The organism is Streptomyces sp. SID5469, assembly GCF_009862865.1.
Classification (GTDB): Bacteria; Actinomycetota; Actinomycetes; order Streptomycetales; family Streptomycetaceae; genus Streptomyces; species Streptomyces avermitilis.
This window is the reverse complement of the sequence record NZ_WWIN01000001.1, coordinates 4,516,318-4,536,509: the sequence shown is the minus strand read 5'-3', so window position 1 is coordinate 4,536,509 and position 20,192 is coordinate 4,516,318. Positions and strand designations below refer to the sequence as shown.

Here is a 20,192-nt window from a genome sequence, read left to right as displayed (position 1 = left end):
TGCTCACGTTGCACGGGCTGGCGGGCATGCGCCTCCGTCTGGCGGGCGTACGAGCAGCGGGCCTCGGCACGCGTCGAGTTGTGGGAGGCCGTGCTGCCCTGGAGCGCGGACGGCGACCCCGACTGGAGTCTGCGCGACGACCCGGCGGACCATGTGGAGCACGCCCTGGACAGCGTGCCCGGCGGTGCCGACGTGATCGTCGTGCACTCCTTCACCGCGGGACCGGCCCTGGAGGCACTCGCCCGCCGGGGCGCGGGACGCGGGCCGCGCGCCGCGGTGGTGGTGGCCCCCTTCCACCGGCGCACGCCCGGGGAGTTCACCTGGGACGACGCCACCTACTACCTGAGCGGCTTCCACCGCATCCTCGACGAGGGCCTGCGGATCAGCGCGGGGGACCGCCTCGCCCCGCAGCTGCGCGCCGCGATGGCGCTGCGGGTGCGGGACCGGATCGGGCCGTACGGCTGGCAGCAGTTCTTCGGCGCGTATCTGCGCAGCCCCTTCCTCGACGTCGGCGCGCTGCGGCTGCCGGTGCTCGTCGTGGCGGGGACGCAGGACTTCGCGGCGCCGCCGGACGACGCCCGCGCGCTGGCCGCCGCGCTGCCCGACGGCAGGTTCCGGCTCTTCGACGGCTGCGGCCACTTCGCCATGGCGGAGCAGCCGGACCGCTTCGCGGACGCGGTGCACGGGCTGCTGCACGAGGTCTTCGCCGGCACCTCCCCGCACCCTTCGGACCACCCTTCCGACCAGCTTTCCGACGAGCTTTCCGAGCACCTTTCCGTCCATCCCTACGCCCCCTACGCACCGGAGTTGACGTGACCACGAACACCGCTGACACGGCTGACATCGAGGCCGCGGTCCTCGCCCTGAAGGAGCCCAGCTCCCTGGAGATCCGCCCCCGCTACGAGGGCTCCAACATCTGCACCTGGATCGGCTTCAAGCACGTCAACTACCTCGTCGAGGAAGCCGTTCTCAACCATCTGCGGCAGGCCGGGATCGCCCCGGGCACGGTCTACGAGACCTACGGACTGTGCACGGACATCGTCGACATCGACACCCGCATCCTGCACGCCTTCCACATCGACGACACCGCGATCGCCGAGGTGAAGCCGCACCGCAAGGCCAAGGACGGCGAACTGGTCCTCGCCGTCACGCTCCATGTGCGGCGCGAGACCCTGCTGAAGGCCGTCACCTCGACCGTACGGGTCCAGCTGCGCCTCGACCCGCGCGGCGGCGGCGAACTGCCCGTCCCGGCCGCGCTCGCGCCGTTCGCGGTGGACCGGCTCGGCGCGGTGCCCGGCTGGACCCCGGAACCCGTCGAGGTGGACCTCGCGGCCGACGACCTGGTCAAGGAGCTGACGGCCGGGCGCAACGCGTACGCCTGGAAGTTCCGTATCCCCTACTGGTACTGCCACTTCACGGAGCGCCAGCAGATGTCCGGCTATCTGCGGCTCATGGAGGAGGCCAAGGACCGGCTCGTCGCCGACCGGGGCGTCTCCATCAAGACCCTGCTCGACGAGCAGAACTGGATCCCGGTCGTGCCGCACTCGCGCATCACGGTGCTCGACGAGGCGCGCATGGAGGAGGACCTGTATGTCGTCCTCACCGTCGAGAGCGTCTTCAAGGGCTTCACGTACGACTCGCGCATGGACACGTACGTCGTACGCGACGGGCAGCTGGTGCAGACCGCGACCGGGCGGATCACCCACGGCTACGCGGTGATCGAGAACCGCCGCGACTGGAGCCTGGTCTCCTTCGACGACCGCATGAACGCGGCCCTGGAGGGCCGTTCGGCATGAACCGCGAGGTCGAGGTCGTGGTCACCGGGATCGGCGCCGTCACCTGCCACGGTGCGGGCGCCGACACCCTGTGGCGGGCCATGACGGCGGCCGGGACCCGGCTGCCGGACCGGCCGGCGGACCCGCTCGCCCGGATGGACCTGCCGCTGATCAGCCTGGTGCCCGACCCCGACCTCAGGGCCGAGCGGGCGACCCGCTTCGCCTCGCTCGCCGCCGCCGAGGCGCTGTCCGACGCCGGACTCGACGGACCGTCACTCGCCGCCGCCCGTACGGCCGTCGTGTTCGGCAGCTGCATGGGCGAGCCCGGCGGCAACGAGCGCGGGCGGGGCGCGGACGACGGCTGGCAGCCGCCGTTCCGGCTCGCCTCGGCGCTCGCCGGTGAACTCGGTCTGTTCGCCACCGTCCACGACATCGGCAACGCCTGCGCGGCCGGCGGCTACGCCCTCGGCATCGCGGCGGACCTGGTGCGCGCGGGCGAGGCGGACGTGGTGATCGCCGGTGGTTCCGACGCGTACTCGCGGGTCGCGCTCGGCTGCTTCAACCGGCTCGGCGCGGTCGACCCCGAGCGCTGCCGGCCCTTCGAACGCGACCGGGCCGGCACGGTGTTCGGCGAGGGCGCGGGCGTGTTCGTCGTCGAGTCGGCCGCGCACGCCCGGGCGCGCGGCGTGCTGTCCTCGCCGGACGGGGCGCCGCGACTCACCGGTGTGGCATGGAGCTGCGACGCGGACCATCCGACGGCTCCGCAGGCCGACGCGGAGCAGGTCGTACGGGCCATGCGCGAGGCCCTGGGCGCGGCGCCGGACACGGTCGGCTGCGTCGTACCGCACGGCACCGGCACCCGGCTCAACGACGTCCTCGAGAGCCGTGCGCTGCACCGGGCCCTCGGGCCGCGCGCGGCGCGGGTGCCGCTGTACAGCCTCAAGGCACTGCTCGGCCACACGGGCGGGGCGTCCGCCGCGCTCGGCGCGGTCGCGGCCGCGCTGATCCTGCGGCACGGCGAGGTCCCGCCGAACGTGCCGCTCAAGGAGCAGGACCCCGAGTGCGAGGTGCTGCTGCCGCAGGGCGACGCGGTACCGCTCGCCGACGGAGCCCGCCGGGTGCTGGTCAACGCGTACGGCTTCGGCGGCAACAACGCGTCGCTGGTGCTGGAGAGCGGGACACCCACGGGGCCCTCCGGGGGCTCGGCGGCTGGGGAGCGGGCGGGCGCCGCGTCCGGGGGCGGGGTGGGTTCCGTGTCCGGCGGGTCGGGCTCGGCGGGCGGCGGGGCGGTGGTGGGGCCCGGTGGTGGGTCGGGAGGCGTGGTTCGGCGGACGGTGGAGGGTGGTGGGGTGTCGTGAGCCGGGTGGGTTGTTGGAGCTGGCCGTGACCGGGGTCCGGGGTCGTCTCTCCCTGGGGGGACACGGCCGAGGTCGCCGCGGCGGCGGGCGGGGCGGCGATGCCCGGCGCCGAGAGGTGGTTCGACCACCGGGAGCGGCTGGGGCCCGCGCGGATACAAAGTACCTTCCGGCCGCCGCCCAGTACGCCCTGGCCGCCGCGCGGGCCGCGCTCGCCGACGGCGGACGGCCCGACGCGGTCCCCGCCGACCGCCGCGGGCTGCTGCTCGCCACCGGCGCGGGGCTCGCCTCGCTCTTCGACGCCATGGACGCGACCGTCGCCGAGGACGGCGGCGCGGCACATCTGTCGCCCGCCACGGCCCCCTACTTCGCGGTCAACGTCCTCGGCAACCGGCTCGCCGCCGAACTCGAACTGAAGGGCTTCGCCCTCACGGTCGCCACCGCCCGCACGGCCGCCGCGGACGCGCTGTCCACGGGGGCGCTCGCGCTGGCCGCCGGCCGCTGCGACACGCTTGTGCTGGCGGCGGCCGAGGAGCCGCTGCCGGCGGTGCGCGGCGGCGGTGGTGAGCAGGGCGCCGCCGCGTTCACGCTGGAGCCCCTCGCGGCGGCGCGGGCCCGCGGCGCCCGGGTGCACGGCACACTGCGGGCCCGCTCCCTGTTCGTACCGCCGGGCGCGCTGCGCGACAGCGCGGGCCGGGAGCGGGCCGCCGCCTATCTGTCGGAGGCGCTCGCGGACCTGCTCCTCGGCCCGGCGGGCGGGCCGCCCGTCCCCGTGAGCCGCGACCTCGACCTCGACCCCGACCCCGACCTCGACCTCGTCCTCGTCCTCGACGAGTCCGCCGTCGGCGAGGCGGTGGCGCTCGCCGTCGCCGGTGCGGCGCCCGGTGCCGGCCTGCCCGCCACCGGCCCCCGGCTCCCCATGCCCTCGGGGGCACCCGAGATCGCACACCCCCCGGGCACTCCGCGGGTCGGCTGTCTCGGTCCCGCGTTCGCCCTCGCTCACGCCGTCACCTCGCCGGACGGCCCCGACCGGCTCGTCGTCTGCGCCACCGGCGCCGGACACGTCGCCCTCGTCCGGGTCTCGCCCGCCCGTCCGTCCCGCCTCACCACACAGGAGCCATCGCATGCTGAAGTCGCTTGAGGGGAGCTGGTGCCTGGTCCTCGGGGCGTCCAGCGGGATCGGCCGGGCCATCGCGCTCGGTCTGGCCAGGGAAGGCGTGCACGTCGCCGGGGTGCACTTCGACACGGCGGCGCGCGCCGAGGAGGTCGAGGCGCTCGTCGAGGAGATCCGGAGCCTCGGCGTCGAGGCCCGCTTCTTCAACACGAACGCCGCCTCCAAGGCCACCCGTGCCGAACTCGTCCCGCAACTGGCCGAGTTGACCGGCGCCAACGGTGGCATCCGGATCCTGGTCCACTCGCTGGCCTTCGGCACCCTGGTCCCGTTCACGCCGAGGGAGGGCTGGGACCGGCCGATCAGCGTACGGCAGCTGGAGATGACCCTCGATGTGATGGCCCACAGCCTCGTCTACTGGACCCAGGACCTGCTCGCCGCGGGGCTGCTGCGCAGCGGTTCGAAGGTCTACGCCATGACCAGTGCGGGCACCTCCCAGCATCTGCCCAGCTACGGTGCCGTCTCCGCCGCCAAGAGTGCCCTGGAGTCCCATGTCCGGCAGCTCGCGGCCGAGTTGGCGACCAGCGGCATCGCGGTGAACGCGCTGCGCGCCGGCACCACCGTCACTCCCGCCCTGCAACGCATCCCGGAGCACGCCGGCTACATCGAGCGCGCCGCCGAGAACAACCCGCACGGCCGCCTCACCCGCCCCGACGACGTCGCGGACGCCGTCGCGCTGCTCTCCCGCACCGAGTCGTCCTGGCTGACCGGCAACACCATCGGCATCGACGGGGGCGAACTGCACGCCGCCGCCGGGGCGTGGGGCTGAACGCCGAGACCTTCGCCCCCCGGAGCACCGGACCCTTCCCCCGGAGCACCGGACCTTTCCCCCGGGCAGCAGGACCTTCCCCTGAGCTTCCCCTCGTACGACCTTCACCGACAGGAGCAGAAAGCGATGAGTGTCAGTCTTGCCACCGGGGCGGACCCGGACACCCTGGTCGTCTCCGGCTGGTCGGCCGCGTCGCCGTACGGACTCGGCGCCGAGGCCTTCGCCGCGGGGGTGCTCGGGGACGTCGACGCGGTGCGCGGCGCGGACGACGCCACGGACCTCGGACCCTACGAACGGGCCGGCCGCGTACCGGACTTCGCGGCGAAGGCGGTCCTCGGCCGCAAGGGCACCCGGGCCATGGACCGGGCCACCGCGCTCGCCGTCGCCACCGCGGGACTGCTCCTGGAGGAGGCCGGTCCCGGTCTGGCCCAGGACGCCCCGGAGGCCGTGGGCATGGTGCTCGGCACCGGACACGGCAGCGTGCAGAGCATCATGGACTTCACCCGGGACTCCCTGACCGGCGACAAGCCGTTCCACGTCGACCCGGCCCTGTTCCCCAACACCGTGATGAACCGCGCGGCCGGCCAGAGCGCCATCTGGCACACGCTCCGCGGCCCCAACACCACGGTGGCGGGCGGTGCCGCGACCGGTCTGCTGGCTCTCAACTACGCGGCCCGGCTGCTGCGGCAGCGGCACTGCGAGGCCGTGCTGTGCGGCGCGGTCGAGGAGTTCTCGACCGCGCGCGCCTGGCTGGAGTACCGGGCGCGCACCGGCGGCCCGCACCGGCAGCCGGCCGGGCCGCTCGGCGAGGGCTGCGCGCTGTTCCTGCTCGAATCGCTCGGCCGGGCCCGCGCCCACGGCCGTACACCGCTCGCTTCACTGCTCGCCGCCCGGTTCATCGCCTTCACCGACCAGGAGCGGGCCAAGGACGCGGTCGCCCGGTCGGTCACCGAGGCGCTCAAGAACGCCGAGGTACGGCCCGAGGAGGTCGCCCTGCTGGTGCCGTCGGACAGCGGCGGCGAGCTCGGCGCCCGCGAGGACGCGGCGCTCGCCGACCTCTTCGGAGAACACCGGCCGCCGCGGCTGCGGCTGCGCAGGCTGACCGGCGACCTGGGCGCGGCCTCGGCGTCGATGCAGCTCGCCGCCGCCGTCGCGGCCGGCGGCGAGGGCACCCCGGTGCTCGTCACCTCCGTCGACCCGGACGGCCAGACCGGTGCGGTCGTGCTGCGTACCGGTACGCCGTGAGGGGCGCCCGGGCGCGCCGCAGGGCGCTGCGGCTGCGCCGTCTGCTCATTCACCACTCGTACGCCGGTCACCGGCCGGCGTATGCCCACCACCATCCGGAAGGACGTGTCTCCCTCATGCCCGAGACCACCACCACCGCGCTCGACAAGGAACAGCTGCGCGAACTGGTCGCCGATGTGCTCGACCTGGATGTCGCGGAGGTCACCGACGACGCCGACTTCATGGAGGACCTGGACGTCGACTCGCTGATGGCCCTGGAGATCACCGTGCGGCTGGAGAAGGAATACGGGGTACGGCTCGCCGAGGCCGAGCTGACCTCGATCACCTCGCTGCAGGGCACGTACGAACTGCTGACGAGCAAGCTCGGGGACACCCGATGAGCGCCGCGACGCCGCTGGGCGACCTGGAGCTGATCCGTACCGGTCCCTCGGGCGCCGTCACCGCCTTCGACGCCCCGGTGGACGGGCCCGTCATCGCCGGGCACTATCCCGGCTTCCCCGTGCTGCCCGGCGTGTTCCTCATCGAGGCGGCGGACCGCACGGTGCGCCAGTGGGCCAAGGACAACGGCCGCGCCCAGGACGACGGCGCCGACCCCGGCAGCGGTGCGGACAGCGGTACGGCCGGCACCGCGGACAGCGGTACGGAGCTGGAGCTGGCCGCCATGGACCGCTGCCGCTTCCACCGTCCCGTCTACCCCGGCGACCGGGTGCTCGCCGACGTGTCCGTCGTGGACAACGCCGCCGGGCTGCTCTTCAAGGCCGCCGTGGCCACCAACCGCGGGAAGGTCGCCGACATCCGGCTGCGCTACCGCGCGAAGCAGGAAGAAGAGGAAACCCCGTGACCGTGCACGGCATCGACCGGATCAAGAACACCATTCCGCACCGCGGGGAGATCCTGCTGGTGGACCGGGTCGCGGACGTGGTGCCCGGAACGCGGCTGACCGCGTACAAGGCGGTCTCCGGCAACGAGCCCTGCTACGCGCCGCTCGGCCAGGACGCCGCCCCGGCCGACTACGCGTATCCGACCTCGCTCGTCATCGAGTCGTGGGCCCAGTCCGCGGTGCTGCTCTCGGTGTGGGAGAACCCCAATCCGGACGTGCTCGCCGGGAAGGTCGAGCTGGCCGGTTCCATCGGAGATGCGGTCATCGGAGAGCGCGCCTATCCGGGGGACGTCCTCGAGCACCGGGTGCGCCTGGTGAAGTCCGTGGACGAGACGGCGATCCTCGCCGGCGAGACGCTCGCCGGCGGCCGTGAGGTGCTGCGGATCGGATCGTTCGTGGTGGCGCTGCGGGACGTCACCGAGCTGCTTCCGGCGCCCGACCGTGCCCTGCTGAGTGTGTGAGGAGAGGACCCATGTCCGAACAGAGCAGGTCCACGCCGGGTGACAAGGTCGCGCCGGGTGACAAGGTCGCGCCGGGCGACCAGGCCGCGCCGGGTGACAAGGTCGCGCCGGGTGACAAGGTCGCGCCGGGTGACAAGGTCGCGCCGGGCGACAAGGTCGCGCCGGGCGACAAGGCCGCGCCGGGCGACAAGGTCGCGCCGGGCGACCAGGCCGCGCCGGGCGACAAGGTCGCGCTGGTCACCGGAGGTTCGCGGGGTATCGGCCGCGCGGTCGTCGCGCGGCTGGCGAGCGACGGCTACGACATCGGCTTCTGCTACCGCTCCGACGACCAGGCGGCGGCCCTGGTGGAGAAGGAGGTGCGCGAGCTGGGCCGCCGGGTGCTGTCCCGGCGCGTGGACGTGACGGACCGTACGCAGGTACGGGAGTTCGTCACCGCGGCCGAGGAGGAACTCGGCCCCGCCTCGGCGGTGGTCACCTCGGCCGGCATCACCCGCGACAGCCCGCTGGTCCTGATGCCGGACGAGGACTGGGACGCGGTGCTGCGCACCAACCTGGACGGCACCTACAACCTGTGCCGTGCGGTGGCCTTCCCGATGATCAAGCGGGGCGGCGGGGCCGTGGTCACGCTCTCCTCGGTGGCCGGGGTCGCGGGCAACGCGGGCCAGACCAACTACTCCGCGTCGAAGTCCGGGATCATCGGCTTCACCCGGTCGCTCGCCAAGGAGGGCGGCCGGCACGGGATACGCGCCAACTCGGTGGCCCCGGGCTTCATCGACACCGACATGACCTCGGAGCTGCCGCCGAAGGTGGCCAAGGAGATGCTGGGCCGGATTCCGCTGAAGCGGTTCGGGCGACCGGAGGACGTGGCGGCCCTGGTCGCCTTCCTGCTCTCGTCCGAGGCCGCGTACATCACCGGGCAGGTGTTCCAGGTGGACGGCGGTATCGCGCTGTGAGCGCCGCCGTGCGCGCGGGGCGCCGTCGCAGGCGGCCCCCGCGCTTCTACTTCTCCCTGCGCAGCCCGTACTCCTGGCTCGCCTACCGGGACCTGCTCGACCGGTATCCGGCCACGGCCGCGGCCGTGGAGTGGGTGCCGTTCTTCGAGCCGGACGAGCTGAGCCGCAAGCTGCTCGCCGAGGCGGGGGGAGCGTTCCCGTACACGCCGATGTCCCCGGAGAAGCACCGGTACATCCTTCAGGACGTACGGCGGCTGGCGGGCGAGCGGGGGCTGGAGTTCACCTGGCCGGTGGACCGCGAGCCCGTCTGGGAGGTGCCGCACCTCGGCTACCTGGCCGCCGCCCGGCACGGGGTGGGAGCGCAATACATCGCGCTGGCCGCGCGGGCCCGCTGGGAGCTGGGCCTGGACATCTGCGACCGGACCGTGATCGCCGGCTTCGCCGCGGAACTCGGTCTGGACGCCGAGGAACTGGCCACCGCGTCCGACGACTCGGGGCTTCGCGCGGAGGGTGTGCGGGTGCTTCTGGAGATTCAGCGCGACGGGGTGTTCGGCGTGCCGTTCTTCGTCGACCACTTCGACAAGTACTGGGGCGTCGACCGCCTCCCGGCCTTCGCCGCGGCGCTCGCGGCCAAGACCGCCGCCGACCTCACGGGGGTCCCGGACGACTCCGGGGACCCCCTTCCCGTACCCGCGGCGTCCGTCGACGACGGTCACGCGGGCGGGTGCGGCTGAGCCCGTCTCCCGGGCCGGCCGCATCCCCCGGCCGCCGCACGGCGCTTCCTCCGGGCGTCCGTGCGGCGGCCGTTGTGCGGTCGCCCCTCGGGGGCCGGGCCGGGCGGCTGCCCGTTCGCGTTCGCGTTCGCGTTCGTATTCGTGTCCGGGCCGCTGACGTGGGCGGGTGCATATAGGTGCCGCATAGCGGGGGGCGGTTGCCTGGGGTTCCGTACCGCTGCTGGGCGAGCGCGGCTCCGAGAAGCCGCAGAGGGTGGGTAGTTGGGGTGTCCGGCTTCGAGAGCTTCGTCAGCGCGCTGCGCCACAGGGTCGCGGACACGCCGACCCGCAGCGCCGTCCGCTTCAGCGCGGGCGCGGCCGAGGAGGACGTGACGTACGCGGCCCTGGACCGTGCCGTACGCGCCGCCGCGCACGCGCTCGGCGATCGCGTCACGCCCGGGGACCGGGTACTGGTCTCCTGCGGGCCCGGCACCGGCTTTCTCCGGGCCTTCCTGGCCTGCCTCTACGTGGGCGCCGTGCCCGTTCCGGTGCCCGTGCCCGGGGGGTTCGGGCGGCAGGAGGCCCGTACGACCGCGATCGCCGGGGACACCGGGGCCCGCCTGGTCCTCACCGACGAGGCGAGCGCGGGCGCGGTGCGCCGCTGGCTGGACGGCGAGCGGGACGCGCTGCCCGAACTGACCGTCGCCACCGTGGAGTCGGCGCAGGAGGCGGGCGACGCGGACGCGTGGCACGAGTGGCCCGTCGGGCCGGAGGCACTCTGCTTCCTCCAGTACACGTCCGGGTCGACCAGTGAGCCGAAGGGCGTGATGGTGCCGCACGGCGCCCTCGTGCACAACCTGCGGCTGATGCGCGACTGCCACGGCTGGCACGGCGGCATGACCTGGTGCAGCTGGCTGCCCGCGTACCACGACATGGGCCTGATCGCGATGATGCTCGCCCCGCTTTATCTGGGCGGCACGGCCGTGCTGATGTCGTCCACCGACTTCCTCAAGCGGCCCGTCTCCTGGCTGCGGCTGATCGAGCGGCACCGCGCCGAGATCAGCTGCGCCCCGAACTTCGCGTACGACCTGTGCGCGCGCCGTCTGACCGAGGAGCAGACCGCCGGCCTCGACCTGTCGAGCTGGCGGTACGCCTGCAACGGCGCCGAGCCCGTCGACGCCGCGACCCTCACCCGGTTCGCGGAGCGCTTCGCGGGCGCGGGCTTCTCGGCGCGGTCCCTGCTGCCGGGGTACGGGCTCGCCGAGGCCACCCTCTATGTCTCCGGCACCCGGGCCGACCGGCCGCCGGTCGTGCTTCGCGCCGACCCCTCGGCACTGGCCGGCGGCGAGGTCGCCGAGGCCGAACCGGGCTCCACCGCACAGGAGTTGGTGAGCAGCGGCATCGTGCGCGGCCTCGATGTGCGCGTCGTGGACCCCGGGACGCGGGCCGAACTGTCCGAGGGGCGGGTCGGTGAGATCTGGATCCGCGGCGGGAGTGTCGCCCTCGGGTACTGGAACCGGGCCGAGGAGACCCGGCGGACCTTCGGCGCGGCGACGGCCGACGGTGACACGGGCTTCCTGCGCACCGGTGACCTCGGAGCGCTGCGCGCCGGCGAGCTGTATGTGACCGGCCGCATCAAGGAAATGATCATCGTGCACGGCCGGAACCTGTATCCGCACGACATCGAACGCGAACTGCGCGACCTCGCACCGGCCTTCGCCGACCTGCCCGCCGCCGTCTTCGCGGTGCGGCCCGGGGGCGCCCACGCGCCGGAGGAGATCGTCGCCGTCCAGGAGGTGCGCGGCCGGGGGCTGTCCGGGGAGGAACTGGCCGCTCTGGCCCGCACCGCGCGCGCCGGGCTCGCCCGGCGGCTCGGGGTACGGGTCGGGGGCGTCGCCCTCGTCAAGGCGGGCCGGATCCGGCGCACCACGAGCGGCAAGATCCAACGCACCCTGATGCGCGGCCTCTTCGAGGGCGGCGAACTCCAGCCCCTGCACGAGGAACTGGCACCGGAACTCGCGACGGCCTTTCGGAGCGGCGGGCGGACGCGGGAGACGCCATCCACGTCATCGACACCATCCACGCCAACGACACCATCCACGCGATCGACGCCGTCCGCCGAGCCCGCAGCGCCCGCCGGCGGCCGGAGTGCGTACGAGTTGGCCGGGTCGGTCGGTGGGGGTGTGGGTGCGGGGGGCTGGGATCCGTATGCGCTCAGTCGGGAGCTGGAAGTGCGGCTCGGGGATCCCCGGGACGGGAGCGCGGAGTTCTCCTTCCGGCGCAGCGCGGAACTCGACCGCGCCGAGGAGTTCCCCGCCGCGATCTGCCGGGAGCTGGACGCCCTGGGCGTGCCGCGCTGGTTCGCGCCCGCCCGGTACGGCGGTGAACTGCGCGGCAGTGAGGAGCTGTTGCAGCTGATCCGGACGCTGGGCCGGCGTGACTTCACCGTCGCCCTCGGCCATGTCAAGACCTACCTGGGTGCCGTCTCCGTCTGGGTCGCGGGCCGGCCCGAGCAGGCCGCGGCGCTCGCGGCGCGGGTGACGGCCGGTGCCGTGGTCTCGCTGGCGGCAACCGAGCGCGCCCACGGCAGCGACCTGCTCGCGGGCGAGCTGCGGGCCGGGCGGACGCCCCGCGGCTGGCGGCTCGACGGCGAGAAGTGGCTGATCAACAACGCGACGCGGGCCGAACTGGTCTGCGTCCTCGCCCGCACCGACGAGGCGGGCGGCAGCCGCGGCTTCAGTCTCTTCCTCGTCGACAAGGCACGGCTCGCGCCGGACAGCTGGCGCCCGCTGGCCGGCGTACCGACGCACGGCGTGCGCGGCGCCGACATCAGCGGCATCGCCTTCACCGGCGCCGAGCTGCCCGAGGACGCGCTGATCGGCGCCGAGGGCGAGGGACTGGAGATCATCCTCAAGGGCTTCCAGATCACCCGCACGCTCTGCTCGGCGATGTCGCTCGGCATGACCGACCACGCACTGCGCATCGCCCTGGACTTCGCCCGCACCCACCTCCTCTACCGGCGCCCGCTCGCCGAACTCCCGCACGCCGCCCGGACCTTGGCGGAGAGCTACGCCGACCTGCTCGCCATGGAGGCCGTCAGCCTCGTCGCGACCCGCTCCCTGCACACCCTCACCGAGGAGCAGAGCGCGGTCTCCGCCGTGGTCAAGTACCTGGTGCCGACCCTCGGCGACGAGGTCGTCGGAGAGCTGCGCGGACTGCTCGGCGCCCGGGCGATGCTCACCGAGGACTTCGCCGACGGAGCCTTCCAGAAGGTGGAGCGCGACCACCGCATCGTCGGCATCTTCGACGGGAGCACGGCGGTCAACCTCAACTCCCTGATCAACCAGTTCCCCGTGCTCACCCGCGGGTACCGCAAGGGACTCGCCGACCGGGACGCGGTCGCCGCGGCCGCCCGCCTCGACGGGCCGACGCCCGAGCTCGACCACGGCCGGCTCACGCTCTACGCACGCTCCGGCTCCAGCGTCGTACAGTCCCTGCCGGACGCCGTGGAGCGCGCCCGGGCCACGGCGCCGCCGGCCGTCGTGGCGCGCGCCGAGCAGCTCCTCGCCCTCGCCGACGAGGTGCACGGGGAACTCGCCGCCCACCGGCACAGCGCCCGCGCGGTACCGGAGACGGCCTTCGCCTCGGCCCGCCGCTACGCCCTGGTGTACGCGGGCGCGGCGAGCCTGCACCTGTGGCTGGAGAACGCGGGCACCGCACGCGCGAGGGGGCCGTTGTGGGCCGACGCGGCGTGGCTGGACGCGGTGCTGGCCAGGCTGCTGCGCCGGCTCACCGGCACGGCCGACCTCGACGACGCCGACGGCCCTGCCCTGGACCGGCTGCTGCCCGCGCTGCACGCGCAGTTCGAGGAGGGGGCGCTGTTCTCGCTGCTGCCGTGCCCGCTGGGGGAGGGCCGCCCGGCCGCGGTGCCCCCGGTCCGCATCCCCACCGTCACGACGGCCACGACCAAGGAGCCGGTATGACCGACCTGCTGACCGCCGGCGCCGCCGACGCCCCCCTCGACCCCGCCGGTCCCGACCCGGACCTCGCCCGCGTCGACCGTCTCGAAGCCCTCCTCGGCGACCCGGACGACGCGGCCAACCCGCTCGGGCTGCATGCCGTGCTCGCCGCCGACGAACGCGGCGAACTGCTGCCCGAAGGGGAGCGCGCGCTACGGGACTTCGGCCTCGGGGCCGAGTTCGTGCCCGCGGCGTACGGGGGGCGCTTCGTGCGGGCCGACCGGTTCGCGCTGCTCATGCGGAGCCTGTTCCGGCGGGACTGCGCCCTCGGCATCGGTCATGGCGTCACCAGTTTCATCGCCGGCCTGCCCGTCTGGGCGGACGGCAGCGACACGCAGCGGTACCGGGCCGCGGGCCTGCTGCTCGGCGGCGGCCGGATCGTCGCCGCGTACACCGAACTCGACCACGGCAGCGACTTCTCCCGTGTCTCGCTCGCCGCGCGCCCCGCGCCCGGCGGCGGCTATCTCCTCGACGGCGGAAAGCAACTCGTCAACAACGTGGGCCGGGCCGAGGCGGCGGTCGTGTTCGCCCGCACCGACGAACGCCCCGGCAGCCGCGGCCACTCCCACCTCCTGGTGGACCTCGACGCGCTGCCCGCCGACCGGGTGGACCGCACCGCCCGCTACGCCACCTCAGGGGTACGGGGCTGTCTGCTCGGCGGCGTCGACTTCGACGCCTGCCCGGTCCCCGCCGACGCGCTGCTCGGCACCGAGGGCGGTGCCATGGAGACCGTGCTCAAGGTCTTCCAGGTGACCCGCAGCGTGTTGCCCGGCATGGTCGTCGGGGTCGGTGACACCCAGCTGCGCGCGGTGCTCGACTTCGCCGGACAGCGGCTGCTGTACGGGCAGCCCATGCACGAACTGCCCGAGGTGCGCTCCGCGCTGACCGGCGCCTTCCTCGACCTGCTGATCTGTGACGCGCTGTCCGTCGTCGGCGCCCGGTCGCTGCACCTGCTGCCCGCGGAGGCCAGTGTGCGGTCGGCGGCCGTGAAGTATCTGGTGCCCCGGTTCCTCCAGGACAGCTCCTACCGGCTCGGCGTGCTCCTCGGAGCCCGCAGCTACCTCCGCGAAGGGCCGTACGCCGTCTTCCAGAAGGCCGCTCGTGACCTTCCGGTCGTCGCCCTCGCGCACGCCAGTGGCGCGGTGTGCCTCTCCACCATCGTGCCGCAGCTGCCGCGGCTCGCCGAGCGCGCCTGGCAGCCCGCGCTGCGCGGGGACGCCTCGTTCCAGGAGGCGCCGCGGACGCTGTTCCGCCTCCACGAGCCGCTGCCCGCCCTCGACTTCGGCCGCCTGGAGCTGACCGCGCGCGGCGCCGACAGCCTCGCCGGCCACCTCCCCGTCCTCGCCCGTGAGCTGGCCGAAGAGGCCCGGTCCCGGCCGGAGCTCGCCGAACTCGCCGACCTGGCCGGCCTGTTCGCGCGGGAACTGGACGAACTCGCCCGGCGCTCGGTCGCCCTGCCGCCGCGCGACCGCACCCCGGTCGCGGGCCGCCGCGCCTTCCTGCTGGCCCAGCGGTACGCCCTGCTGCTCGCGGCCGCCGCCTGCCTCGGCGTCTGGCGTGCGGCGACGCCCTCCGACGGCTTCGTCGCCGACCCGCTCTGGGCCGCCTCGGCGCTGCACCGGCTGGCCGAGCGGCTCGGCCTGCGCCGGGGGCCGCTGCCCGAGCCCGCCGTCCGGCAGCTGTTCGCGGAGCTCGCCGAGCGGCACGAGACCGGCCGCACCCTCGATCTGTTCCGCGGCCGGCTCGCCCGCCGGGCCGCCCCCTCCCATGGAGTCCAAGGAGCCATCTGATGACCGAGACCACCACCGCCGTCACCTCCCCGGAGGCGATCCGATCCTGGCTCACCGAGCGCGTCGCCTCCTACCTGGAGCGCCCCGCCGCCGACATCGACGCTGGCGCGCAGCTCGCCGAGCTCGGCCTCGACTCGGTGTACGCCCTGTCCTTGTGCGGCGACGTCGAGGACCACTTCGGTCTGGTCGTCGAGCCGACCATGGCCTGGGACCACCCGACGGTCGACGCCATCACCGCGTTCCTGGCGGCCGAACTGGCCGCGTAGGGAGCCGAAGCACACAGCTGTCCCCCCGGCAGGCCGGGGCGGCACAGCTGTTCCCCCCGGCAGGCCGGGGCCGTCCGGACCCCTCCCCGGACGGTCCCGGCCCGAACGCGCGCCCGGCCGGGGGCCTTGGGGCGCACCGGGGCACCGGGGCGTACAGGGCGCCGGGGCGTATAGGGGCGTCATAGTGCTCGCGCAGAGAATTCCCGGGTCAATTCTGTGTTGTGCCGCAGTGACTCTCCGGGAAGGGGCAGCCGTGCCCGACAAAACGTTCCCAGGCATTCTGTCAACCGTAGGAAACACCCCACTTGTGGAATTGGAAAGGCTGCTGCCGGATTTCGGCTCCCGGGTATTCGGGAAGATCGAGAGGTTCAATCCGGGCGGCAGCATCAAGGACCGTTCCGCCCTCGGCATGCTGCTCGCCGGCATCCGCAGCGGCGAGGTGCAGCCCGGCCGTACCGTGATCATCGAGTCCAGCTCGGGCAATCTGGCCGTCGGACTGGCCCAGATCTGCCGCTACTTCGGACTGCGCTTCATCTGCGTGGTCGACGGCAAGACCACCGAGCAGAACCTCGCCATCCTCAGCGCGTTCCGGGCCGAGGTCGAGGTCGTCACCGAACGCGACGAGCTGACCGGCGAGTTCCTGCCCGTGCGGCTGCGCCGGGTGCGCGAGCTGGTGGCCGCGACGCCGGACGCGTACTGGCCCAACCAGTACGCGAGCCTGCTCAACCCCAAGGCGCACGAGACCACGATGCGGGAGATCGAGGAGTCCCTCGACGGTGCGGTCGACTTCCTCTTCTGCTCGGTCAGCACCTTCGGCACGCTGCGCGGCTGCCGTGACCACATCAGGGCCCGCGGCCTGGACACCACGATCGTCGCGGTGGACGCCCTGGGCAGCGCGATCTTCGGCCTCGAGTCCACCCAGCGGCTCATACCGGGGCACGGCGCCTCCGTGGTGCCGCCCCTGATGGACGCCTCGGCGGCCGACGAGGTGGTGCACATATCCGATCTGGAATGCGTCGTCGCCTGCCGCCGGCTCATCGGTCGTGAAGCGGTCCTCGCGGGCGGCTCGTCCGGGGCGACCGTCGCCGCGCTGTGGAAGATCCGGCACCGCATTCCGGAGGGCTCGAACTGCGTCCTCATATTCCCCGACGGCGGCGACCGCTATCTCGACACCATCTATTCCGACGCCTGGGTGAACCAGAACTTCGGAGACGTCGCACACCTGTGGAAGGACTGATTCGCCCGTGCTCATGTCCACCGGCCAGGAAGGTCTCTGGCTCACCCATCAGCTGGACCCGGACAGCCCCGCGTACAACGTGGTCCTCGCGGTGCGCCTGCGGGACCGGGTGCGCACCGAGGTGCTCCAGGAGGCGCTCACCGCGCTCGTCCGCCGGCACGAACTGCTGCGTTCCCGCTTCCCCGGCACCGAGCAGGGCCCGGTGCGTGTCACCGGCCCGGCCGAGGCCGTACGGCTCGACGTGCGGGAGGTGCCGGACGCCGACGACGAGCGGCTCTTCCTGCTGGCCCAGCGCGCCGGCGAGGAGCCGTTCCGGATCGCCGACGAGGGCGCCTTCCGGGCGGTGCTGCTGCGCCGGGCCCCCGACGACGCCGTCCTCGTCACGGCCACCCACCACATCGTCAGCGACGCCACCTCGCAGTGGCTGCTGGTCCGTGACCTGTTCGCCGAGTACGGGGCGCGCACGGGAGTGGAGACGCCCGACCCGTTGCCCGTCGGTACCGACTGGGACCAACAAGTGCGTGCGGAGCGGGAGTTCATCGGATCCCCGCGCGGCGCGCGGGCCGCCGCGTACTGGCGGCAGGTGTGCGCGGGGCTGACCGCCGCCACCCTGCCCACCGACCGGCAGCGCCCGCCGCAGCGCACCCTGAACGGCGCCACCGTCGAGCTGGCGCTGCCCGAGCGCACCGCCGCCCGGCTGCGGGACGCCGCCGCGCGCCATGCGCTGACCCCGTTCGCCTGGCTGCTCGGCACGTTCCAGACGGCGCTGCACCGCTCCGGGGCGGGAGACGGCTTCCTCATCGGCTGCCCGGTCACCACCCGCTTCACCCCGCGCAGCAGGGAAGCGGTCGGCTACTACGTCAACGCCCTTCCCATGGCGGCCGTGTTCGGCCCGACGACCACGCTTCTGGAGACCGCGCAGGCCGCACAGCGCCGGCTGCGCACCGGTCTCGCCCACGCCCGTCATCCCGTCGAGCTCCTGGACACGACGGCCGGGCGCGGGCCGCTCTTCCGTATCTCCTGCACCCTCGTCGCCGCCGACCGGCTGCCCGTGCCGGGCCTCTACGAGGGACCCGTCCGGCTGGGCGGGCTGCGCGCCGAACTGTGCGACGTGCCGCAGCAGGAGGGCCAGCTCGACCTGACCGTCGAAGTCCTCCAGGACAGCCAGGGCTTCAAGGCGGTCCTGCGCTACAACACCGACCTGTTCGACGCGGCCACCGTGGAGCGCTTCCGCGACACCTGGCACCGCCTGATCGACGTCTCCCTCGACGCGCCCGGCACCCGGACCGCCGACGTGGAGCTCGTCGCCCAGGACGACCTGCTCTTCCTGCTCGCCCTCGGAGGCGTGTCATGACCGGTACGGAGTCCGCGGCGGCCGGGGGACCGGTACGCCAGCAACTGCCCGAAGGACCCACCGTCTGGTGCACCAACGGGCCCGCCGCGGTGGCGATGTGGCGCGAGATGCAGCCGCCCGGCGCCTACCACCGGGCGGCCGGGCGGCTGCGGGCCGGCGACACCCTCCTCGACATCGGCGCCAACGTCGGCCTCATGTCGGTGCACTGCGCCCGCGCCTGCCCCGGCGTCCGCGTCGTCGCCGCCGAGCCCGCCCCCGACCTGCACGCCTGTCTGCGCCGCAACCTGGCCGACCACGCGGCGCCCGGCTGGCAGGCGGAGTGCGCGGCCGTCTCCGACCGCCCCGGACTCCTGCGTTTCACCTACTACCCCGACGCGCCGGGCAACTCCGGTCTCTACGCCGACCCGCGCGCCGACGACGAGATCACCCTGGCCTTCCTGCGCAACAGCGGAGTCGACGCCGAGGACGCCGAGGAACTCGTCGAGGGGCTGCACGAGGGCGTCGAGTTCACCGTGCCGGCCGTCACCGCCTCCGACCTGGTCCGCCGGCACGGCATCGAACGCGTCGACCTGCTGAAGGTCGACGTCGAGCGGGCCGAACTCGACGTGCTGCTCGGCCTCGAGGAAGCGCACTGGTCCCTCGTGCGCGCCGTCGTCGCCGAGGTGCACGACGAGGACGGCCGCCTGGCCGCCGTACTCCGGCTGCTGCACGCCCACGGCTTCACCGTCGACGTACGCCAGGAGCCGCTGCTCAAGGGCACCGCGCTGTACGACGTCGAGGCCGAACGGGCCGTATAGGCCGCATATAGCGCGCGCTCGCACCATCAGGGTCAACAGCCCTGCCCCCGAGCCCCGGCTCCCGGGCCTTTGCCCCGCAGAGAGGAATCCCATGCTGATTCTCCGGCGCGCCGATGTGACGGACGTCCTGTCCGGCCGGGAGACGGAGATCATCGACCTCGTCGCCGAGACCTACCGGCTGCACGACGAGGGGCAGACGTCCCTGCCGCACTCGACGTTCCTGCGTTTCCCCGAGGAGCACCACAGCCGGGACCGGATCATCGGCCTGCCGGCCTACCGGGGCGGTGAGCGGCCCGTCGCCGGAATGAAGTGGATCTCCTCCTTCCCCGGCAACGTGGCCGCCGGCACCGACCGGGCCAGCGCCGCCGTCGTCCTCAACTCCCTCGGCAACGGGCACCCGGTGGCGTTCGTCGAGGGTGCGGTGATCTCCGCGAAGCGCACCGCCGCGAGCGCGGCGCTCGCCGCCCGGGAACTCACCGCGGACAACCCGCCCGCCGCCGCGCTGCTGATCGGCTGCGGTGTGATCAACCTGGAGATCCTGCGCTTCCTGGCCGCCGCCCTGCCGGACCTGCGCGAGGCCGCCCTGTACGACACGGACCCGGCCCGCGCCGAGGCCTTCGCCGCACGGTGCGCCGAGGAGGTCCCCGGGGTGAAGGCCCGTCCGGTGACCGACCTGGCCGCCGCGCTCGGCGAGCACCGCCTCGTCTCCCTCGCCACCACCGCCGCGACCCCGCACATGGACCTGTCGGCGTGCGGCCCGGACACCACCGTGCTGCACATCTCCCTGCGGGACCTGACCGCCGAGGCCGTCCTCGGGGCGGTCAACGTCGTCGACGACGCCGACCACGTGTGCCGCGAGCGCACCTCCCTCGACCTCGCCCAGCAGGCCACCGGCAACCGTGACTTCGTCGCCGCCCCGATCGGCGCCCTGCTGCGCGGCACGGCCACGCTCCGCCGCACCGCGGACCGGCCCGTCGTCTACTCCCCGTTCGGTCTGGGCGTGCTCGACCTGGCGCTCGCCGAGTTCGTGCGCGAGGAGGCCGACCGGCGCGGCCTCGGCGTACGCGTCGAGGACTTCCTGCCCGCCTTTGCCTGACCACTTGTACCGATCACCGACCAAGGAGTTGCCGTGACCGCAGAACAGACCGCACAGCAGGCCGCGGACCAGCCCGCACAGCAGGCCGCACAGCAGTCCGAGGGCCCCGTCCAGCGGGTCGTGTTCAACGACGAGGAGCAGTACTCGCTGTGGCCCGCCGGGCGTGACCTGCCGGCCGGCTGGCACGCCGAGGGCACCGAGGGCAGCCGCGAGGAGTGCCTGGCCCGGATCGCCGAGGTGTGGACCGACATGCGCCCGCTGAGCCTGCGCCGGCACATGCACGAGTCCTCCGCGGCCTGAGCCCGTCCGCC

The 20,192-nt window shown here is 73.8% G+C and carries 18 protein-coding genes and 1 pseudogene; all 19 read left to right on the top strand.

Features of this window, described 5'->3' with window-relative positions; genetic code table 11:
* Window positions 1-39: 39 nt before the first annotated feature.
* A pseudogene (locus GTY58_RS19110) lies at window positions 40-816 on the top strand (alpha/beta fold hydrolase); the annotation flags it as partial.
* Window positions 813-1,796, top strand: a complete 984-nt coding sequence (locus GTY58_RS19105) for a hypothetical protein (RefSeq protein WP_010985092.1) — start codon at window positions 813-815, stop codon at window positions 1,794-1,796. The pseudogene GTY58_RS19110 and the gene GTY58_RS19105, both read left to right, overlap by 4 nt.
* Window positions 1,793-3,133 (top strand): beta-ketoacyl synthase N-terminal-like domain-containing protein, encoded by a 1,341-nt coding sequence (locus GTY58_RS19100; protein WP_063774049.1) that lies wholly within the window; start codon window positions 1,793-1,795, stop codon window positions 3,131-3,133. The genes GTY58_RS19105 and GTY58_RS19100 overlap by 4 nt, the downstream gene beginning before the upstream one ends.
* 115 nt (window positions 3,134-3,248) lie before the next feature.
* A complete protein-coding gene (locus GTY58_RS19095) occupies window positions 3,249-4,271 on the top strand; it encodes a beta-ketoacyl synthase N-terminal-like domain-containing protein (RefSeq protein ID WP_052295933.1) in 1,023 nt (340 codons plus the stop codon).
* Window positions 4,255-5,070, top strand: a complete 816-nt coding sequence (locus GTY58_RS19090; RefSeq protein WP_010985089.1) for an SDR family oxidoreductase — start codon at window positions 4,255-4,257, stop codon at window positions 5,068-5,070. Before GTY58_RS19095 ends, GTY58_RS19090 begins: the two co-directional genes overlap by 17 nt.
* A 126-nt stretch (window positions 5,071-5,196) precedes the next feature.
* Window positions 5,197-6,315, top strand: coding sequence for a beta-ketoacyl synthase N-terminal-like domain-containing protein (locus tag GTY58_RS19085; protein WP_010985088.1), 1,119 nt, complete (start codon window positions 5,197-5,199; stop codon window positions 6,313-6,315).
* Between the two features lie 116 nt (window positions 6,316-6,431).
* Window positions 6,432-6,695 carry an acyl carrier protein gene (locus tag GTY58_RS19080; RefSeq protein ID WP_010985087.1) on the top strand — a complete coding sequence of 88 codons (264 nt, stop codon included), beginning with the start codon at window positions 6,432-6,434 and terminating at the stop codon, window positions 6,693-6,695.
* Window positions 6,692-7,156, top strand: a complete 465-nt coding sequence (locus GTY58_RS19075; RefSeq protein ID WP_010985086.1) for a dehydratase — start codon at window positions 6,692-6,694, stop codon at window positions 7,154-7,156. Before GTY58_RS19080 ends, GTY58_RS19075 begins: the two co-directional genes overlap by 4 nt.
* A complete protein-coding gene (locus GTY58_RS19070; protein WP_242432309.1) occupies window positions 7,153-7,656 on the top strand; it encodes a 3-hydroxyacyl-ACP dehydratase in 504 nt (167 codons plus the stop codon). Before GTY58_RS19075 ends, GTY58_RS19070 begins: the two co-directional genes overlap by 4 nt.
* A 233-nt stretch (window positions 7,657-7,889) precedes the next feature.
* Window positions 7,890-8,609 (top strand): 3-oxoacyl-[acyl-carrier-protein] reductase, encoded by a 720-nt coding sequence (gene fabG, locus GTY58_RS19065; RefSeq protein WP_037645152.1) that lies wholly within the window; start codon window positions 7,890-7,892, stop codon window positions 8,607-8,609.
* The gene (locus GTY58_RS19060) at window positions 8,606-9,343 is read left to right on the top strand and encodes a 2-hydroxychromene-2-carboxylate isomerase (RefSeq protein WP_242432310.1); all 738 of its coding nucleotides are present in this window, start codon (window positions 8,606-8,608) and stop codon (window positions 9,341-9,343) included. The genes fabG and GTY58_RS19060 overlap by 4 nt, the downstream gene beginning before the upstream one ends.
* 266 nt (window positions 9,344-9,609) lie before the next feature.
* Window positions 9,610-13,305 (top strand): AMP-binding protein, encoded by a 3,696-nt coding sequence (locus GTY58_RS19055; protein ID WP_052082285.1) that lies wholly within the window; start codon window positions 9,610-9,612, stop codon window positions 13,303-13,305.
* Entirely contained in the window at window positions 13,302-15,131 is a 1,830-nt protein-coding gene (locus GTY58_RS19050) for an acyl-CoA dehydrogenase family protein (RefSeq protein WP_010985081.1), read from the top strand. Before GTY58_RS19055 ends, GTY58_RS19050 begins: the two co-directional genes overlap by 4 nt.
* Window positions 15,131-15,397 carry an acyl carrier protein gene (locus tag GTY58_RS19045; RefSeq protein ID WP_010985080.1) on the top strand — a complete coding sequence of 89 codons (267 nt, stop codon included), beginning with the start codon at window positions 15,131-15,133 and terminating at the stop codon, window positions 15,395-15,397. The genes GTY58_RS19050 and GTY58_RS19045 overlap by 1 nt, the downstream gene beginning before the upstream one ends.
* 184 nt (window positions 15,398-15,581) lie before the next feature.
* Entirely contained in the window at window positions 15,582-16,634 is a 1,053-nt protein-coding gene (sbnA, locus tag GTY58_RS19040; protein ID WP_308698971.1) for a 2,3-diaminopropionate biosynthesis protein SbnA, read from the top strand.
* A gap of 13 nt (window positions 16,635-16,647) precedes the next feature.
* Window positions 16,648-17,988: a condensation domain-containing protein gene (locus GTY58_RS19035; RefSeq protein WP_010985078.1), complete on the top strand. Its 1,341-nt coding sequence runs from the start codon at window positions 16,648-16,650 to the stop codon at window positions 17,986-17,988.
* The gene (locus GTY58_RS19030; RefSeq protein ID WP_010985077.1) at window positions 17,985-18,785 is read left to right on the top strand and encodes an FkbM family methyltransferase; all 801 of its coding nucleotides are present in this window, start codon (window positions 17,985-17,987) and stop codon (window positions 18,783-18,785) included. Before GTY58_RS19035 ends, GTY58_RS19030 begins: the two co-directional genes overlap by 4 nt.
* A 91-nt stretch (window positions 18,786-18,876) precedes the next feature.
* On the top strand, window positions 18,877-19,881 hold the full coding sequence (sbnB, locus tag GTY58_RS19025; protein ID WP_010985076.1) for a 2,3-diaminopropionate biosynthesis protein SbnB: 1,005 nt from the start codon (window positions 18,877-18,879) through the stop codon (window positions 19,879-19,881).
* A gap of 120 nt (window positions 19,882-20,001) precedes the next feature.
* Window positions 20,002-20,181, top strand: a complete 180-nt coding sequence (locus GTY58_RS19020) for an MbtH family NRPS accessory protein (protein ID WP_242432316.1) — start codon at window positions 20,002-20,004, stop codon at window positions 20,179-20,181.
* Window positions 20,182-20,192 lie beyond the last annotated feature (11 nt).

What these genes read in the sequence shown, in the direction of transcription:
- GTY58_RS19100 (WP_063774049.1), top strand. Translation starts at nt 1,793, where the DNA reads ATGAACCGCGAGGTCGAGGTCGTGGTCACCGGGATCGGCGCCGTCACC.
- GTY58_RS19090 (WP_010985089.1), top strand. Translation starts at nt 4,255, where the DNA reads ATGCTGAAGTCGCTTGAGGGGAGCTGGTGCCTGGTCCTCGGGGCGTCC.
- GTY58_RS19085 (WP_010985088.1), top strand. Translation starts at nt 5,197, where the DNA reads ATGAGTGTCAGTCTTGCCACCGGGGCGGACCCGGACACCCTGGTCGTC.
- GTY58_RS19080 (WP_010985087.1), top strand. Translation starts at nt 6,432, where the DNA reads ATGCCCGAGACCACCACCACCGCGCTCGACAAGGAACAGCTGCGCGAA.
- GTY58_RS19075 (WP_010985086.1), top strand. Translation starts at nt 6,692, where the DNA reads ATGAGCGCCGCGACGCCGCTGGGCGACCTGGAGCTGATCCGTACCGGT.
- GTY58_RS19050 (WP_010985081.1), top strand. Translation starts at nt 13,302, where the DNA reads ATGACCGACCTGCTGACCGCCGGCGCCGCCGACGCCCCCCTCGACCCC.
- GTY58_RS19045 (WP_010985080.1), top strand. Translation starts at nt 15,131, where the DNA reads ATGACCGAGACCACCACCGCCGTCACCTCCCCGGAGGCGATCCGATCC.
- GTY58_RS19035 (WP_010985078.1), top strand. Translation starts at nt 16,648, where the DNA reads ATGTCCACCGGCCAGGAAGGTCTCTGGCTCACCCATCAGCTGGACCCG.
- GTY58_RS19030 (WP_010985077.1), top strand. Translation starts at nt 17,985, where the DNA reads ATGACCGGTACGGAGTCCGCGGCGGCCGGGGGACCGGTACGCCAGCAA.
- sbnB (WP_010985076.1), top strand. Translation starts at nt 18,877, where the DNA reads ATGCTGATTCTCCGGCGCGCCGATGTGACGGACGTCCTGTCCGGCCGG.